Below are 18,780 nucleotides of genomic sequence, written 5' to 3'. Positions count from 1 at the left end.
ACCTTAAATTAAATTTGAAAAACACTTAGGAAAACCTTTTCCTAATATGAAAACGTTTTCCTTTGTTAATAAGAATTATAGATTATAAGAATGTCCAAAATCAATCAAAATTTTTAAAAAAATCATATTATTTTGATAGATTTTTACAAATTCTCCCCACTATCTTTTAAAGTCGTATCATTTAAGTCAAAAAATAATATAAAAAACAAAAAGAACAGGAAAAGGATTTCCTGTTCTTTAAAGTTAAATCTAAATTCTACGCACACTATTTCTTCTGATTATTTTATGTGGTACAAATTGTGTCTTTGGTATCGGTGTATTCTTTTTACTCATAAGTTTAAATAGCGTCTTTGCTGCTTTAACACCTTCATCAAAGTAAGAAATTCTAACCGTCGATAATTCAGGGGTAAAGTATTTCCCTATCTCTGAGTCATCGAAGCCTAAAATAGAAATATCATCAGGCACTGAAACATTAGCACTCTTTAAAAATCTTATCGCCCCAATAGCCATTACATCGTTGCAGACCATTACAGCAGTTGGTAATACTAAATTCTCTTCATAAATTCTTTTCATACAATTATAGCCGGAGTCGAAACTGAAATCTCCATGTTCAATATATGAATCTGGAACTACAATTTCGTTTTCTTTTAAGGCTAACTGAAATCCTGTCAGTCGTTTTTGCCCAGACGAATAATCATTTTCTGGTCCACCTATAAATGCGATTTTTTTATGATTATTTTCAATTAAAAAAGAGACCGCATCGTATGTTGCCCGAATATTGTCATGAACGACTGTATATAACATTTCTTCGCCACCTGATGCTTCTTGAGTGACCAAAACTACAGGAAATTCATTCTTTTTCATTCCATCTATTAGAGTGGTGTTAACATCGACTCCTGCAAATAAAACACCATCGATTTTTTTATCTCCTAATATCTTTAATAGTTCGATTTCCTTTTCCTGTTTTCCCCCTGATTCACAAACCATTAAAGTATAGTTTTTTTGTTCACAAACACTGTTTATCCCCTTCGTTAAAGCACCGAATACTGGATTTGATATATCTGGTACTATAATTCCGATAATGTTTGTTTTATTAGTAATTAAACCTCTTGCTAAAGAATTAGGCTTGAAATCGTTTCTTTTTATAACTTCTTCTACTCTCTTTTTTAATTCTGGACTAACTGTTTTTGAATCATTAATTACTCTTGAAACAGTTGAAATTGAAACTTTCGCCTCTTTAGCAATATCTTGAATAGTAATTGACATAAAATCACCACCTTGGTATTAAGAAAACGTTTTCTATTGTAAATCCTATATTACTAAACTTTTTTAATGTTGGTCAATTACATTTCAATTTTTAACCAAAATATTATTTACCTATTATTATATTGATTGTCCACCAATACCTAACAGTTCATATGATTGCCTTCTTTTTTAAAATGAAGGTATTACCACTTCAATAAAAGAACACAAAAAAAACCTCCTTTACTAAAGAAGGTTCTTGTTTAAATAAATTTCTATCCAAAGATACTTATGTTAATTAAACTCCATCCACTTCTGAACCCCCATTTACTTGTTCTGCATCCAAATAATACTCACTAAAAACCTCTGCAAATGCTTTTATGGCATTGTCGAGTTCTTCCTTTGTATTTTCAACACCGCCAAACTCAAGCAGCATCGATTTGCTGGATAGGTCTTGGTTGTAAACTCCGTTTCCATCATCTTTTGTTTTTACAAACACTCCCCTACTAATGCCTGGATATTTTTCTTCCAGTTTTTGATTCAGTTCTTTAGCTAAACTTAGATTTTTATCATAATTCGCATTTTCCTTCCCAACCACAAAGAATAATCTAGCATATGGTTTCCCGCTGATATCCATTGTTGTGACACTCCGCGGTTGCGAGTCTCTGTGTATATCGATTAGATATTGGATGGTCTTTTCCTGTGCCATAACTTGTTGAACAATTTCTCTAGAAAGAGTATAAGACTGGTAATAATTCCAATCCTTCTTTTTTAATTCCTCCGTCGCATTGGTTGTACTATGCTTTGAACCTATCCCTTTCTTATTCAATTCTTCTTGTAAGCTTTTTCCGACATCAATGATGTTTTTATTTTCATTAAAGCTAACAGCTGAATCTGGATCCGTAACGCCGTTTAATTCCGGTAAGAACGCTTCCCAACTATGTGAATGGTAAATAAAAATTTCTTCTTCTCCTGTTTCTTTTGGTGGTAATGTATTCCCCTGATTACTATTCGATTCTTCCAATTCCTGACCTGCCAGTTCTCTTTCTTTCAGCAAGATGTCTAGGGGTGGGGAAGATTCCGTTGGGAGATTCGAAAGATCTGTTCCCATACCTGCAACTGCTATTTCTGTATTAAACGTACGAAAACTAGGAATTTCGTTACCAAACAACGTTGTTATATCTTTGTGCCGAATATCGAATACAGACCTTGTAATAAATTCAGAGAGTGATGGTAATTCGTTACTAACATCAACTATATCGGATTCACCTAAAAGAGCGATTTCATTAGACGTTAACTCAAGAAAAAACTCAGTAGGTAATCTATTACTGGTTCTATATAATAGCTCTGACGTAAATTTGTCTTTAATATTAATAAAATTAATCATAAAAATGAGTAAGAATATCATAAAGAAAAGGATAACGAAAACAGTTTTAAGATCTATAAAAACCATCTGGCTATTTTTATTCCTCATATACTCCTCCTTAAGTCTAGCGTTTTAACTCTCTTAATTTGAATATATGAGGTAGGAATAATAATAGACTAATATATTTTTTCCAATCAATACCAATGAAGTATTGCTTATTAGAAAAGAGACGGTTTCTAAACTGACACTCTTGTTTTTTAAAAAAATATCATTTTATGGTGATCCCATTTGGTTCCTCTCCAACTTCTAACGTTGCAATTACTTGGTTATCATCATTTTTAATTACGCTTACTGTATGATCATACATATTGGTTACATAAACGAACTGGTTGTCTTCACTCGTCACAATCCCATGGGCACCTTCGCCCACTTCAATGGTTGCCACCACTTTTCTGGTTTCTAGCTCGATTTTAGATACACTATTCGATGGATTTTCAGGCGTTCCTTGATTTGCAACGAATGCATATTTACCGTCTGATTGAATATACACTTGAGCAGGGCCTTCTCCCACTTGAATCTTTTCAACCTTTTCAGAATCGAGATTAATCACGGCTAGGGAGTTTTCAGCGTTTAACGTTGCCACAAGTGTTTTCCCATCTGGAGTTATCCCTGATGTAACAGGATTATTCCCTACTACAATCTTTTTGGTTTCTTTCATACTCTCTAAATCTATTACACTTACCGTGTTCTCACCCATATTTGCAATATAAGCTGTTTTACTATCGACTGCTACTCTAAAACCATGTGGTCCATTTCCTGTTGAAATATTTTGAATCACTTTATATGTTTCTACATCTATTACAGATACATGATTATCTTCATTGTTTGTTACTAATGCATATTTCATATTCTCAGTAAACACAATATGAGCAGGATGAGATCCGACTTCCACTTGACTGATTAATTCATCTGTTTCCGCATCATAAAACAGCGCCAGTCCTGCTGTTTTTTCTTCATGTCCACTATCGTGTCCCCCATGTTCACCAGTTTCAGGAGCAACAGTCGCTCCTATTAATTTTCCGTTTGGTGAAAGTTGAACATTATGAACCGAACCCTCAATTTCGATTGATTTCACTGACTTGTTAGTTGTAGCGTCGATTTTTGTGATGCCTCCATTTTCCGCGGTATAGTAGAACGAAGCTTTCTCTTGCTCTTTACCATCCTGATTGGATTCATTATTTTTTATCGTGTCGGTATTCTTCTCCTCCACCACATTATTTGCTGTATTACCACATGCAGCTAGAGTAATACTAAATAATAATAACAAGCTTATGAAAATGGTTTTTTTCATCTATAAACACTCCTTATCTTTGGTAAGTTCAATATAGTAAATACTTGTGCAGAAAATTTGCAGAATCCGACTTGGAGTTTGACAGCTTTGTGAATTTAATAAGCTAAGTAAATATAATGTAACTTCTTAAAAGTTAAAGGATTTCTCAAAAATCGGTAGGTATTCTCCACAATTTCTGCAAATTTTTATAGTAGTATGATTGTAAATAATATAAAGGAGGTTGCTATAGTGAGTATTAAACGTACTACCTTATTTCTATTTTCCTTGATTTTCGCAGTTTTTTTAGCAGCATGTTCCAATAATCAGGAGAATGAACAAGACAATTCGAATAACAGCAGTGAGGAAACAGGACAAGAACAGGATACTAGCAGTGAAGGTCACGGAGGTCATGAAGGAATGGATCATTCTGGATCAGGGGAAATTCCTGAAGGCCTACAAGATGCTGAAAATCCAAAATTTGCAGTTGGTAGTCAAGCGATTATTAATGCAGACCATATGGAAGGGATGAACGGCGCTGAAGCAACCATTGTTGGTGCTTATGATACCACCGTCTATACTATATCTTATACACCTACAACTGGCGGAGAAAAAGTAACGAATCACAAATGGATTATTCACGAAGAAATTAAAGATGCTGGTGACCAACCTTATCAAACTGGTGATGAGGTTACCGTAAACGCTGACCATATGGAAGGGATGGAGGGTGCAACTGTTGTAATCGATTCAGCAGAACAAACAACTGTATACATGGTTGATTACACATCGACGACAGATGGAGAAAAAGTAACCAATCATCAATGGGTAACAGAAAGTGAGCTTTCCGAGAAATAAAAATAGAAACTTCTAGGCATTCCTATTATAGGGATGTCTATTTATGTTCTTACACACTTTAATATAAAAAGTATGTAAGATCTATACTAGCACCTTTGTCAAGGACACAATAAAAAAAGAGATTAAGCGATGCTTTTTTAAAACATCGCTTACTAATTTTAATCCTATTAAAAAATTGATATTAGTTCTTTTGTATAAGGATGGCGATCCGTACTAAATAGATGTTCTCGGTTGAACTTATCGACGATCCTACCATCTTTCATTACCATAATTCTTTGGCTCATTTGCTTAACTGCAGCTAGGTCATGTGAGATAAACAAGTAAGAAAGATGTAATGTTTCCCGAAGTTCTGTTAAAAGAGTGAGCACTGCCCCCTGGGAAATGACATCCAGACTTGCGGTCGGCTCATCAAGGACGATCAACTCCGGCTCAATACTGATCGAACGGGCAATCGTCACACGTTGGCGTTGCCCGCCACTTAGCTCATGAGGATATTGATTCGCTACATTTGACGGTAGTTCAACCGCTTCGAGAAGCTGTTGGATGAATGCGTCCCTTGATGTATACGAAAAATGGCTAAGGGTCAGTTCTTTCCTATACTGTTCGTAAGGTTCCATGATGGAATCTTTTATTTTCAGCTTTGGATTTAAAGCGGCTGTTGGGTTTTGAAATACGATTTGTATTTTTTTTCGATGAGGGTATAACTGACGCTCGTTCAGTTTCTCTATGGCTATATCATTTAAATAAATAGAGCCGCTATCTACTGATTCAATCCTCAGTAGGCACCGAGCCAATGTACTTTTGCCACAGCCGCTTTCACCGACTAGGCCGAGACATTCTCCCTTGTTGAGTTGAAAGGAAAGGTTGTTTACTGCCGTTTTTCCTCCAGGAAATGTTTTCATTAGATTTTCCACTGAAAGTAAATTCATACACTTCCCACCTCCTCTAACCCTGATGGAAGCCCTCGTTGTAAGATCGGTGCTGCTTGTATTAACTGTTTCGTATATTCATGTTGCGGATGGTCTAGGATTCGATGCTTTCCACCTGATTCTACGATTTTCCCTTCCTTCATGACCGCTAATCGTGAAGCATAGCGTCTCACATGACGCCAATCATGAGTAATGAACAAAATCGTACATCCTGTTTCCTTCTGTCTTTTGGCAAGTAATTCTAAGACTCGGTGCCCGGATACACTGTCAAGAGCCGTTGTAATTTCATCAGCGATAATCAAATCAGGCGACAATAAAAGGGCCAACGCAATTGAAACGCGCTGGAGCTGTCCCCCACTTAACTGAAAAGGATATCTATTGTATAACGCTTCATCTAAGCCAACCGATTCTAGTGCTTCGATTGTCTTCGCTTTCCTGCTTTTCGAATCACGATTCCCGTGAGCCTTCAGGTACTCCCCAAAATGCTGACCGATGGTTCGAAAAGGGGTAAAAGATCCTTGATAATCTTGAAAAATATACGCAAGCTTTTGGCCCCGGATCGCCCTCATTTCTTTGGGTGATAAGGATAGTAAATCTTGATCTTTAAAAAGTATTTTTCCCTCTACCTGTAAATTAGGTAAAAGCATACGTCCAATGGCCTGTGAGAGTAAGCTTTTTCCACTTCCGCTTTGTCCCACTAATGCATACCACTCTCCTTCACGAATGGAAAGCGATACATGATCAACAATTTTCTTTTCTCTAGTGCCAATTGATACTTGCTCCAGTGATAATATCATTGCCGTACCTCTTTCTTTACATCAAAACGATCCCGTAAATAATCGCCCAGCATATTGGTTAGTAACACAACACTTACAATCGCTAAACCAGGATAGATCATTAATTCTGGTCTAGATTGAAAATAAGGTCGTGAGTCATTTAACATGGCTCCCCATTCAGGCATGGGAGGCTGCGCACCCAGTCCAATATAGGAAAAGGCAGAAATAAGCAAAATAATTTTCCCAAGGTCAAGACTTGCGAGAACAAGAACATGTCCTACGACATGTGGAAGCAAATGCTTACGCATAATTTTTCTTGAAGAAAGTCCGTTGATTCGAGCGATCAACACATAATCTTTTTGGGATTCCGCTAATACGGTACTGCGGACCAGACGGGCATAACTCACCCATTTCACCATTACGATTGCTAATACTAGATTACCGATTCCAGGCCCTAGTAACCCACTAAGAACAATGGCCACAATGGTATCTGGAAAAGCTAAAAATGCGTCTCCTATTCTCATAAACACCCGGTCAATGAGCCCTCGTTTATATCCTGAAATCAATCCAAAAGGAACTCCAATGAAAAGGGCAACAATCAATGCTAGCAAGCTAAACCCTAGGGTTTGTTGACCACCTAATAATAACCTCGTAATCACATCCCGACCGAGTTGATCGGTTCCAAGTGGATGCTGCAAACTCATCCCAAGAAGACGTCTATCAAGATCGGTTAAGGTTGGATCATGCCGTAAATATAGAAACGTATAAATGAATACTGCCGAAAAAAAGACTACACATAATAAGGCTGTTACCGCTTGGAATCTATGTTTTTTTGCCCTCGGCAAACGTATTGACAACCCAGTCATTACTTAGTCTCCCTTTCTTTTAGTTTCATTTCTGGATTTAAATAGCGGTAGGATAGATCTACACAAGTATTTACTATAAAAACAATGATGGCCATGATTAATATATATCCTTGAATAAGCGGATAATCACGTTGGCGAATCGCATCAACAACGAGCTTTCCTATCCCTGGATACGCAAATAACACTTCAATCACCACAACACCACCAATTAAGCTACCTAAACTCACACCAAATACGGTGATAACTGGAGGGAGACTGTGTCTAAGGGCATGTGCGAAGAAAATTCGCGTTTCTGATAATCCACGAGCTCTAGCTGCTCTAATAAATTCTTGGCTAAGAGAATCTAGTAAACTAGAACGAAGCAAACGCACGTACACACTTGAAATAGCCAGACCTAGGGTCAATGATGGCAAGATCAATGAGATCAACCCATCTCTTCCCATGGTCGGAAGGATATTTAGACGCGCACCGAATAGATCAATAAATATGAGACCAAGCCAAAAACTTGGAATAGCCGCACCTAGAATGGATAAGACTCTACTGATTTGATCGATCCAGCTATTTCGATAAAGAGCAGACAAGGAGCCTAGAGGGATGGATACCAGTAACATGACGAACAATGCTCCAACCGATAATTCGATGGTGGCAGGTAACCCCATGAGAATCATATCCAATACGGGTTGCCCTGTAGCATAGGACAACCCAAAATCAAACTGAATAAAATTCATTAGCCATAATCCATATTGAACGATTAATGGTTTGTTAAACCCCATATCCTCTCTTAGCGCTTCTACTTGCTCCTGACTAACGGATAGCTCATCCACATTCAAAATCGTCAATACAGGATCGCCAGGTGCCATTCGAACAAACAAAAAGCTAACAAATGTAATAAATAGTACAAAAACTAATACTTCAAAGAATTTCCTTGTGATGATTTGGATCATTACTTCACATCCAACTCGTTTGTGATCATATAGTATTCACTTCGTGTCGTTACCCAATTTTTCACTTTGTTTTCGTCATAAGCAACAATGGTAGACGGGTGCAAAACAAAGGAATTGATGACATTGTTATGGACATAGTCCGCCGCTTGCTCCGCAAGTGCCGCTCGTTCTTCTTGACTGACGGTTTGATTCAGTTGATCAATGATCGCCGTCAGTTCAGGCTCTTCTGCCCCACTAAAGTTAAGAGCGCCCGTTGGGTGATAGGTGGCATTTAAGTAGTAGCCTGCATCCCCACGTGGAGCTGTTAAATTACTATAGGTGGCTAAATCCCAATCACGGTTTGACGCCATGTATTCCTCAGGGGTATCGATTTGGCGAATTTCCACGTCAATTCCAATTCGTTTCGCATCTGATTGGAAGACTTGAGCAATTAATGGTAAGTCTGCTCTCGCACTATAGGTTAATAAGGTAAAGGTTAGTGGTTCTCCATCTTTTTGCATTTTTCCATCTACAAGTGAATATCCTGCGTCCTCTAAATACTTAACAGCTGTTGCCGATTCGCTTTTCTCATACGATGGAGCAAATGGTAAGGATGGTAAAAACGGTCCAACTGCGGGTTCCCCATATCCTAGAAGAATGGTATCTACAATCTTTTGGCGGTCAATCAATGCATCAACCGCACGACGTACATTCACATCCTGTAAACTTTTACGTTCCATATTCATCGTCATTTGATGCACACGGAAGGTGGATGTGGATTCCACCTTGATTCCCTCTTTATCACGTAACGACTCTAAACTTTCTACCTCTGGACGATACACAATATCCACTTGTCCAGACTTCAAAGCAAGGGAACGAGCATTTGCATCCTCATTAAAAGCAAATGTCACAGAATCAAGATTAGAAGCTCCATCCCAATACTCATCATAGCGCTTTACCTCAAGCTTGCTTCCTGGTGTAAAGGATTCAAGAGCAAATGGCCCTGTACCGATTGGTTTATTAACAATATCCTTTTCTGTTACATCGATGATGGAGACATTGGGATTCACGAGTTCAGAAACAAATTCTGGAAAAACCTCTTTAGTAGAGATTTTTAACGTATAACCTTCCGCTTCAATCGAATCTATTTTTAAAGCATTTTGAATGGCCACACTCTCCTGCAGTGCTCGTTCGAGTGAGGCTTTCACTGCTTCCGCATCCATCTTTTTACCATTATGGAAAGTGACATCTGTACGAAGATGAATCGTCCAATGTTGTCCATCCTCCCCTTCCCAGCTTTCTGCTAGCCATGGGGCAATCGTTAAATTTTCTTCGTCTAGTCGGACTAATGTTTCCGTTATCCCTGCTCTTAATGGAACGTAGCTTGAATCAACATGAGGATCAAGAGAGTTAGTCGAGAAATTATATAGAAAACTAATGTTCTTGCCTTTTGAGTTTTCTGCTCCATTACTATCTGAAGATTTTGTACAAGCACTTAACAAAGTGACACATATCAAAAAGATAGCCAATTTTAGGAAGCTAACTCCTATGTATTTATGGGAATTGGTAATCATTTTAATCTCCTTCTCCGTAATATATATTTAATAATCGTAATCATTATGATTTGCATTATATCGAAATGATTACGATTTGACAATGAAAAACTAGGAATTTATTAAAATATTTCCTTTATTTTCATTGTGAATAAATAAGTAATAGGCTGATTTCCCTTTGAAATCAGCCATTCAAACTAAGAGTTAACAAAGAAATACTGTACTGTTCTATTTGTCTCAACTTGGTCACCATGTAATTGTTCGGTAAAATCAATCCAAGTATAATTATTAAGTTTTTTTTCAAGCTTTTCACTAATTTCATCTTCAATGTCATGCATAAACCTTACCGTTTCCTCTACTGACATATTAAATCGTTTGGCAGCTTGATGATGTGGTGAATGTTCCCTAAGAAGTGCTAGGAATTGTTCTCTTGTATCAGATTGCTGAGCAAGAGAATCTTCTATTCCTTCAATAAATTGGTACAGCTTTCTCCTATTCCTTGGCAAGGAGGCTACAATATTTCTTACAAAAACCTCCATCAATTTTTCATTCATGGCCCAAACCCTTCTTTCTCTTACCAGCTCGATTTCTTTACACCAGGGATCTGTCCTTTATGGGCAAGTTCACGAAAGGCAATCCGTGACATCTTAAATTTTCTTAAATATCCTCTTGGTCTACCGGTCACTAAACAGCGATTGTGAAGGCGGGATGGTGCTGAATCACGTGGAAGCTTACTCAATGCTTCATAATCCCCTTTTTCTTTTAGTTCCCTTCTAATATCTGCGTATTGTTCCACTAACTTTTGTCTCTTAAGCTCTTTTGCCACTTTAGACTTCTTTGCCATATTTGATTGCCTCCTCTATGATAAACAAAATCATTACGATTTATTTTTTATCCTTCATATTGTATTTTTGAAGGAAACGGTCCACTCTTCCCCCTTTATCCGCAAACTTCTGCTTGCCTGTGTAAAATGGATGAGTGTCCGAGCTAACTTCTACTTTTAGTAGGGGATACGTCTTTCCATCCTCCCATTCAATCATTTCCTTCGATTTCTTTGTCGAACCTGTTAAAAATTTATAGCCACTGTTTACGTCCATAAAAACTACTTTATCGTAACTAGGATGTGTATTGGGTTTCATTTTTTTCACCTCAGATTATTTTTTATGACAAATGCTCTTCCTTTTTCGCGCTCCGGAAGTCATAACACTCTCTTTATGACCTCTGCTCTTGCTTTTCCCATGCACCAGACGTCATAACTTTCACTTTATGACCTCTGGAACCTCCTATTTGATACCCAACGAGTCATAAATCTCCCTCACACCGTTACTTCTTCTACATAAAAAGGTGGCAGTGGATCACTTAGCTTGTTCCAATCCTGAACCATTTCCTCTTCTGTTAATAAACAGGCATCTAAACTGTCTATCAGTTCTTCTTTGTTAAAATCTATGCCGATAAAAACCAGTTCATTCATTCGGTCACCATACTCCTCATCCCAACGTTCCCGTAATTCTGGTTCCTCCTCCAGAATTCTAGCTTGTTCTTCTTGAGAAGCTGCAGCAATCCATTCTCCTGCTCCTTGAAAGATAATTGAGGGACCAGCCTGCGAGAGTAAACCTGTCATATTGTTTCGAGTCGCTAACCAGAAGAACCCCTTTGCGCGTACAATCTCTACGGGCCAGTTTTCTAACCATTGCTTCCATCTTTCTGGATGGAACGGCTTTCTTCTACGATAGACAAAGGAAGAGATTCCGTACTCCTCTGTCTCTGGTGTATGCTCTTCATTTAATTCCTTAATCCAACCAGCCGCTTGACTGGCTTTGTCAAAATTAAAAAGTCCAGTATTTAAGATGTTCGATAAAGCAACAACCGAATGTGCACTTTCAACAATGTTCGCTTCAGGATTTAATTTTTGAAGCACAGCTTTGAGTTCCTCAATACTTTCTCGATCGACTAAATCAATTTTATTTAAAATTAGAACATTCGCAAATTCTATCTGGTCAATAAGAAGATCGACCACTTCCCGTGAATCTGTTTCGTCATTGGCCTGTTTTCTATCAAGAAGACTTTCTCCTGAAGCAAAATCATGCCAAAAACGATTCGCATCCACCACTGTCACCATCGTATCAAGTTGACAATACTCAGACAGGTTGATTCCCAGGTCTTCATCAAAATAACTAAACGTTTGCGCAACTGGCACAGGCTCAGAGATACCCGATGATTCAATCAAGATGTAATCAATGTCTCCTGCTTTAACAAGTCGCTCCACTTCCACTATTAAATCCTCGCGCAGTGTACAGCAAATACAGCCATTCTGCATTTCAACGAGCTTTTCATCTGTACGGCTAAACCCACCTTTTTTCACCATCGAGGCATCAATATTTACTTCACTCATATCGTTAACAATGACAGCAACCTTTAAATTTTCTTTGTTTTGTAATACATGATTTAATAATGTCGTCTTCCCCGAACCTAAATACCCACTTAAAACAGTTACTGGTACCTTTCTCATCATCTTCTCTCCCTTTGTGTTTATTTTTAGGAATCATTACGATTTAAATTCTATAAACTACTCACAATTCTCTCGGCTGCCTGTCTAGCACCAGAAACATTTCTAGCAATTGGACCTATCTCTAATTCTGCTAACGGCCCCATGACATACAAATGAGGACACCACTCGAGGTCTTTATTTACAATTGGGTAGCCACAATTCGCACAACTTAAATTTTCTGCTTCAATCAGTTTTTCTACCCATTCTCCAGGTCTTGTTGGTAAAAAACCTGTTGCTAGTAATACATTTCGAACTTTAATTGAAAGAGAGTTTACGTTAAGCCTTAGATACTCCTGTTCGGTAATATAAGAGTTTACCTCACCGTCAACAACTCGTAGCTTATGCTCGATCTCTAATCTCTTTATTTTATGTAGTACATCCCTAGGAACGGAACCTTTTAATCTAGCTTCTTTAATTTGTTCTCGACGAATGGTATAATCTTTCACCTTGCGATATGGTCCCTGTCGTTTTAATCCTAACCACCCAGGATCACTATCAAAGTCGTGTAGCCGAAATGGATGACGTTTTATCAAAGTCACTTCCCCTGGGTATTCTTTTGCCATTTTAATGGCAAGATGTGCTGCAGTAATCCCTCCACCAATAATAGCAATTGGTGCTCTCATCTCCGTTAGATCACCAAGATTATCATCAAATATATGGTGTACTCGATTTGGAGACTCGACAGCAAGTTCTTCTGCCCCATCAGGTATCAATAGTTGCTCATTCACACTAATAGCAATGATTACATTTTTCGACCTGATTATTTCTCCTTTTTCGGTAGTCACTTCCCAAAAGTCCATTACTTTTTGAACATTTGTAACTAAACCTCTATGCCAACTATTTGTTAAGTTTGTTTCGAATATTACTTTATCACTATGTTCATTAAATAATTGGAGCGACGGGCGTTTATACATACCATAAAATGGGTTATGTTCTTCGGCTATTTTGCCAAAATGCTGCAAACTAAAAGGATGGACATCAATGTGATGAACGGACGGAGAACGTAGATATTGCATGGATATTCTTGCCGTATTTCGTTTCCATCTGGCCATCGGCTCGGAATGCGGATCAATTATACATAGTTTCTCACTTTGAACTTTCCTATGTTTAATTAGATAGGTTGAGATCGTACAGCCATGAATCCCTCCCCCAATAACTAACCAATCAAACATTTATGTACCTCCTATTTTAATCGTAATTATTACGATTTACATTCTAAACAAAATAATAAATAATTACAAGTCCTCTTTTTTGTATCTAGAAAAAGTTCCTAGCCATTTGATTTATTTTCCCGAGCTATATTTTATGAGCTGTTTTGCTAAAAATATTTACATTGCAAATCGTAATGATTACTATTATAATCGACGTAAATCGAAATTATTCCTATTAAGTTAGAGAGATCTTTATTTTAAAAGGGAGAGAATAAACTTGAAGAAAAAAACATTTTCACTTATGGCTGTTCTAATGATTGTATTCACATTGGCAGCTTGTAACAGTGCCACTCAAACAGAAAGTGATGGTGAGAACACGAGTGACAAACTCAAAATCTATACAACTATTTATCCGATGCAATATTTTACCGAGAGAATCGGAGGAGATTATGTTTCAACAGAAAATTTAGTACCTCCTGGTGCAGATGCGCATAGTGTCGAAGTTACGACAAAAACAATGGTAGATGTTGCAGAAAGCGATGCCTTCATTTATACAGGAACTGGTGTAGAAGGATTTGCAGATGCCGTCATTGATTCACTCGAGAAGGAAGATGTAATCATTGTCAACGGCACTGAGAACGTCTCATTTATAGGTGCACTAGAAAGGGAAGAACATAACGAAGAAGCCGAAGAAACAACACATGAAGAACACGATGAGGAAAATCATAGCGAAGAAACCGCAGAAGAACATGAAGAACATGAAGAACATACTTCTGACCAGGACCCTCATGTATGGTTGGATCCCGAACGAGCTATTGTTATTGCAGAAAACATTAAAAATGCTCTAGTGGAATTAAAACCTGCACGAAAACAGGAGTTCGAGGATAATTTCTCTGCTTTAAAAACCGAACTAGAAGACTTGGATTCAGAATTTAATAATATGGTAGATAGTTCAAAAACCAAAACTTTTATTGTTTCCCATTCTGCTTATGGATATTGGGAAGATGCTTATGGATTAAAGCAAATTGGGATCAGTGGTCTATCTCCAACTGACGAACCTTCACAAAAACAATTATCCAATATAATTGACCTGGTTAAAGAAAATGACCTAAAGTATATCTTTTTCGAACAGAATTTGGAGAATAAAGTGGCTGAGATTGTAAAAAATGAAACAGGCACAGAAGCTCTCACACTGCATAATCTTGAGTCCATTACAGATGAGAATATTGAGAATTCGGAAGATTACTTTGTTATTATGAAAAAAAATATTGAAGCTTTAAAGCAAGCACTTAATTAATTTAATCAGTCCCCTGCTATTAGTAATACTGGTTACATTTTTTTCACGATTACATCAAAAAAAGCCGTTGATCCATAAGGGATCTTCGGCTCTTCTTACTTATGCATTTTTTTAAATTTATAAAATAAGTATATCGCTCGAACATATAAGTCTATTGCAATTGAAATCCAAATACCTGTAATACCCAATTCTAATTGTATACCTAAGAAATAAACTCCTAACACTCGAAAAACCCACATTCCTATTGCTGTGCTGTACATCGGGCTTTTTGTGTCTCCTACTCCTTGTAGGGCACCTGCCAACACTAAGCCCACAGCTAATGCAGGTTGCGCAAAAGCGTCAATCCTTAAAGCTGTTACTACCATATCAATCGCATTTTTATCTGTCGTAAACCAAGTGGCAAACCAAGGAGATAAGAAGAATAAAAGGAGGCCTATAAAAGACATAAAGATAACAGCCATTCCTGTGGTAAGCATCCCGTACTGATAGGCTTCTTTAAATCTATTACCCCCAATGCTTTGCCCCACCAAAGTAGTTGCTGCTATAGCCAGACCGTAACCAGGCATGTATGAAAGAGTTTCTATATTTCCCGCGATGGAATGGGCCGCATATGTGTCGGCTCCTATCTTAAGGATTAAGCCGAAATAAAGCACCTGTCCAAATCTCATAATTATTCGCTCTAACGCAGTTGGGGTAGATAACTTTAAAATGGACAGAGATTCCTCTTTTGAACCCTCTGTAAATAATAAAAATGATACTTGTGACCGTCTTATATAAATAAACAGCGCAATGGTCCCAATGATACGAACAATGACTGTTGCCCAGGCTGCCCCCGCAACCCCTAACCCTTCCATTCCAAAGAAACCAAAAATGAATAGGTAATCCAGGCCAATATGGACAATGTTAATCCACCAACTAACTTTCATTGGGGTTTTCGTGTCTCCAGAAGCTCTAAGAATACTCCCAAAGGTAAACATCAGTGAAATAAAGATGGATGGTACCCCAACTATTCGAAAGTATGTCACACCATCGACTAATACTTGTGATTCAGCTCCCATCATACGCAGTAATGGTTCGCTAAAAAATAGCGAAATCAAACCAAACAACAATCCAATCATTCCTGATATAATCGTCGATTGTCTAGCAATCAATTTCGCCTTAGTAATGTCTCCGGCCCCAATGCTTCTAGCAATAAGGGATGAAGTTCCTACCCCTATCGCCATAAAGATCGCCATATATACAGCTAGGACGGCATTCGCTACACCTACTGCCGTTACTTCATTCAAGCCTAACTTTGCAACAAATAGCGTATCAACAAAACCAACGATCGTTTGTAATATATTTTCTATCATTGCTGGTACAGCTAGCGCAATAATGATAGAAAGTTTTTGTTTAGTGGTTTTAATTTGTTCGGCACTTTCCCCCATTTTAAAGACTCCTTTTATGACCTATTCTTGACAGAGGGTTAATCACATTCTTTCTATTCTAATGAATATGGTTAAGTAGATGATCATTAGTGGTTCTATAATATTAGTTTTAATTGTAAGCTTTATTATGAAAAAAATGCGTAATAATAGATAGCTAAAAGTCGTTGTTAAAAAGAAACCCTCTATTCTAGACTGGGCAACCTTTGCCATTCCTGTCTAACAATAGAGGGAATAAATTCATAACCATGTTTATTTGAAAATTATTATACGATCTCTTTAACTTCCACCTTTGAAATCATTACTTTATCTACTCTATACTGATCCATGTCTACTACTTCTAACTGCAAATCCTTGACTTGTACAATATCTTTGACAGAAGGTATATCCCCAATTTGATTCGTAATAAAACCGCCTAAAGTGTGAAAGGTTTTGCTACTCGACTGGATTGGTATATCTTCTAAATCAAAATATCTTATAAACGCATCAAATGAAACAAGTCCATCTGCTAACCATGAAGTTTCATTTCTTTCAATAATTTGAGGTTCAGTCTCATCTTCTTCAGGCATGTCACCGACTATATTTTCTAAAATGTCATGAAGAGTAACCATCCCTTCAATTCCACCATATTCATCTATGACCATTGCATGATGTTGGCCAGCCTTTTTTAAACTTTCTAGTGCTTGGAATACTTTCATAGATTCAGGAAGTACAAGCGTTTTTTCAATACAATCTACTAATTTAAATTCTTTCTTCTGCATGACTTTAGAGAAAACATCTTTTGTATGAATGATTCCCCGAAAATTATCTAAACTTCCTTGCCCAACAGGAAACTTCGAATACGAACTTTCTGTCATTATTTTTATATTTTCTTCAAATGAGTCTTCTATATCAATCCAAACAAGCTTTGTTCTTGGAGTTAAGATGTTCCCTAGATGTTTGTCTCCCAAATGAAAAATTTGCTCAACAAGATCCTGCTCAATTTCGTCTAAAACTCCACTATAGACACCTTGTTCAATTAATTGGGTAATTTCTTCTTCTGTTACATCAGGTTCATCGTTTGGTTTTATTCTTAATAATTTCAGTACTACTTCTGTAGATTTACTTAAAAACCAAATAACAGGTTTTCCAATTTTAGAAAAATAGAACATTGGTTTAGCAACTAAACAAGCCACTTTCTCAGGGTTTCCCATTCCAATCCTTTTCGGAACTAACTCACCGATAATTAATGATAGATAAGTGGAAAGGCCGACAACTACTGCAAAACTCAACTCGTTACTAAAAGGCGCAAGTACCTCAACTTGTTTAACATAGACAGCTAACTGCCCAGCTATTGTGGCACCACCATATGCCCCCGTAATAACACCAATTAACGTAATCCCAATTTGAATAGTTGACAATAATTGGTTAGGGTTTTCGGCTAATTTTAAAGCGTAACCTGCCCGCGAGTCGCCTTCTGCTTTTAGTTTTTCAAGCCTGTTCTTCTTGGAGGTTACAATAGAAATTTCCGTCATAGCAAATACACCGTTTGCTACAATAAGGATTAAAACAATTAATATGGAAGCCCAAATACTACTGTCCAAAGAAATCTTCACCGTTCCTTTAATAATATGAAAATTTTAGGTTTGTACCTAATAGCAATAATTATATCATATTAAATAAGACTCATATTATTATTGATTCATACTTTATATCCAGTTCTTACTCTGGGTAGTTAAAAGGTGTTCAGTTTTGCAAATGATACGAAATTATTACGGCATTAAAAAATAAGGTGGTAGAATTTCAACCATTCTACCACCTTTTTATAGCTGTTTGGCCTTCGTGAGATTGCATAGCCTCCATCATAGTGTTTCGTAGTAAACGAATGTATTACTTGCGTCCTGTGAGATGAGCCTCAAATAAATCTATAATTTCTAAAAATCTTTCTGCTTCTCTAAATGTATGATCAGCAAGAAGTGGATGAATATTACTCTTAATACGGCAGGCCTCTATTAAGTCTCTTGCTGTTTTCTTAAAATCTCTTAATGAGGTTACGGAAACTTTGTTTTGATCTAAGAATTGGTCCAAAATGGGAACCGTTTCAGATTGAGGACGCATAGAGTCCAAATCCACTGCCTGAAAAACCAGTTGATCAAAATCATGACTAAATTCTCTCGCTTGGTCCACTAGCTTTCTTTCAGAAGGATCTAATAGATGTCCGATAAATTTCGCATGGTCAGCCATAATTTTTAAAAAGAACAAGTTTTCTTGGATAATCGAGTCAGGTTGGGGGGCAAGTTTTCCTTCATTAAGTTCTTTTAATCGGTTAGCAAAATAAGCAGCTTCTCGGCTAACATGGTCAACTAACAACGGAAAGTTATTTGTTCGAATTTCACATCTTAAAGTTAATCCTAATACCTTTCTTTTGTAACTCCAAATCGCAACAGCTGCTTGATAAACCTCATTGTTAAAAGCTTGAATTTGGCGTATATCCGTATTTACAGTGAACCTTGCCAACTTTTCCTCAATTCGTTCGAAAAGAGT

General features: G+C 37.2%; 18 protein-coding genes. 2 read left to right on the top strand and 16 right to left on the bottom strand.

The features are described from left to right. Window positions 1–249: 249 nt before the first annotated feature. The 3 genes from ACGLXV_RS04645 to ACGLXV_RS04635 form a co-directional block, all read right to left on the bottom strand. Window positions 250–1,266, bottom strand: coding sequence for a LacI family DNA-binding transcriptional regulator (locus tag ACGLXV_RS04645; RefSeq protein WP_391557710.1), 1,017 nt, complete (start codon window positions 1,264–1,266; stop codon window positions 250–252). A gap of 274 nt (window positions 1,267–1,540) precedes the next feature. After that, the gene (gene spoIIP / locus ACGLXV_RS04640; protein WP_391557709.1) at window positions 1,541–2,716 is read right to left on the bottom strand and encodes a stage II sporulation protein P; all 1,176 of its coding nucleotides are present in this window, start codon (window positions 2,714–2,716) and stop codon (window positions 1,541–1,543) included. 160 nt (window positions 2,717–2,876) lie between these two features. Next, window positions 2,877–3,959: a YncE family protein gene (locus tag ACGLXV_RS04635; RefSeq protein ID WP_391557708.1), complete on the bottom strand. Its 1,083-nt coding sequence runs from the start codon at window positions 3,957–3,959 to the stop codon at window positions 2,877–2,879. 234 nt (window positions 3,960–4,193) lie between these two features. Between ACGLXV_RS04635 and ACGLXV_RS04630 the strand changes: the two genes are divergently transcribed. After that, window positions 4,194–4,790, top strand: a complete 597-nt coding sequence (locus tag ACGLXV_RS04630; protein WP_391557731.1) for a YdhK family protein — start codon at window positions 4,194–4,196, stop codon at window positions 4,788–4,790. Between the two features lie 167 nt (window positions 4,791–4,957). Here the strand turns inward: ACGLXV_RS04630 and ACGLXV_RS04625 are convergent, their stop codons facing one another. From ACGLXV_RS04625 to ACGLXV_RS04580, 10 genes are all read right to left on the bottom strand, one after another. Continuing rightward, window positions 4,958–5,719: an ABC transporter ATP-binding protein gene (locus tag ACGLXV_RS04625; RefSeq protein WP_391557707.1), complete on the bottom strand. Its 762-nt coding sequence runs from the start codon at window positions 5,717–5,719 to the stop codon at window positions 4,958–4,960. Next, window positions 5,716–6,516 (bottom strand): ABC transporter ATP-binding protein, encoded by an 801-nt coding sequence (locus ACGLXV_RS04620; RefSeq protein WP_391557706.1) that lies wholly within the window; start codon window positions 6,514–6,516, stop codon window positions 5,716–5,718. Before ACGLXV_RS04620 ends, ACGLXV_RS04625 begins: the two co-directional genes overlap by 4 nt. Then, entirely contained in the window at window positions 6,513–7,361 is an 849-nt protein-coding gene (gene nikC, locus ACGLXV_RS04615; RefSeq protein ID WP_391557705.1) for a nickel transporter permease, read from the bottom strand. Before nikC ends, ACGLXV_RS04620 begins: the two co-directional genes overlap by 4 nt. Beyond that, window positions 7,361–8,305, bottom strand: coding sequence for a nickel ABC transporter permease (nikB, locus tag ACGLXV_RS04610; RefSeq protein WP_391557704.1), 945 nt, complete (start codon window positions 8,303–8,305; stop codon window positions 7,361–7,363). The genes nikC and nikB overlap by 1 nt, the downstream gene beginning before the upstream one ends. Beyond that, window positions 8,305–9,858: a nickel ABC transporter substrate-binding protein gene (gene nikA, locus ACGLXV_RS04605; protein WP_391557703.1), complete on the bottom strand. Its 1,554-nt coding sequence runs from the start codon at window positions 9,856–9,858 to the stop codon at window positions 8,305–8,307. The genes nikB and nikA overlap by 1 nt, the downstream gene beginning before the upstream one ends. A gap of 176 nt (window positions 9,859–10,034) precedes the next feature. Next, entirely contained in the window at window positions 10,035–10,391 is a 357-nt protein-coding gene (locus ACGLXV_RS04600) for a hypothetical protein (protein WP_391557702.1), read from the bottom strand. Between the two features lie 20 nt (window positions 10,392–10,411). Then, entirely contained in the window at window positions 10,412–10,681 is a 270-nt protein-coding gene (gene rpsN / locus ACGLXV_RS04595) for a 30S ribosomal protein S14 (protein ID WP_391557701.1), read from the bottom strand. A gap of 40 nt (window positions 10,682–10,721) precedes the next feature. Next, the gene (locus ACGLXV_RS04590; protein WP_391557700.1) at window positions 10,722–10,976 is read right to left on the bottom strand and encodes a type B 50S ribosomal protein L31; all 255 of its coding nucleotides are present in this window, start codon (window positions 10,974–10,976) and stop codon (window positions 10,722–10,724) included. 176 nt (window positions 10,977–11,152) lie between these two features. Further along, the gene (locus tag ACGLXV_RS04585) at window positions 11,153–12,349 is read right to left on the bottom strand and encodes a GTP-binding protein (RefSeq protein WP_391557699.1); all 1,197 of its coding nucleotides are present in this window, start codon (window positions 12,347–12,349) and stop codon (window positions 11,153–11,155) included. Between the two features lie 47 nt (window positions 12,350–12,396). After that, window positions 12,397–13,557, bottom strand: a complete 1,161-nt coding sequence (locus tag ACGLXV_RS04580) for a Rossmann-fold NAD(P)-binding domain-containing protein (protein WP_391557698.1) — start codon at window positions 13,555–13,557, stop codon at window positions 12,397–12,399. Between the two features lie 256 nt (window positions 13,558–13,813). Here ACGLXV_RS04580 and ACGLXV_RS04575 point away from each other — a divergent pair, with 256 nt between their 5' ends. After that, a complete protein-coding gene (locus ACGLXV_RS04575) occupies window positions 13,814–14,833 on the top strand; it encodes a metal ABC transporter solute-binding protein, Zn/Mn family (protein WP_391557697.1) in 1,020 nt (339 codons plus the stop codon). A gap of 95 nt (window positions 14,834–14,928) precedes the next feature. Here the strand turns inward: ACGLXV_RS04575 and ACGLXV_RS04570 are convergent, their stop codons facing one another. From ACGLXV_RS04570 to ACGLXV_RS04560, 3 genes are all read right to left on the bottom strand, one after another. Further along, entirely contained in the window at window positions 14,929–16,260 is a 1,332-nt protein-coding gene (locus ACGLXV_RS04570) for an MATE family efflux transporter (RefSeq protein ID WP_391557696.1), read from the bottom strand. A 263-nt stretch (window positions 16,261–16,523) separates the two neighbouring features. Beyond that, on the bottom strand, window positions 16,524–17,840 hold the full coding sequence (locus ACGLXV_RS04565) for a hemolysin family protein (protein WP_391557695.1): 1,317 nt from the start codon (window positions 17,838–17,840) through the stop codon (window positions 16,524–16,526). A gap of 286 nt (window positions 17,841–18,126) precedes the next feature. Beyond that, the coding region (locus ACGLXV_RS04560; RefSeq protein WP_391557694.1) for a DUF2935 domain-containing protein at window positions 18,127–18,780 on the bottom strand (654 nt) is incomplete at its 5' end.

It is taken from the genome of Robertmurraya sp., from assembly GCF_036676585.1.
GTDB lineage: Bacteria > Bacillota > Bacilli > Bacillales > Cytobacillaceae > Robertmurraya_A.
This window is presented reverse-complemented; position numbering and strand designations above follow the sequence as displayed.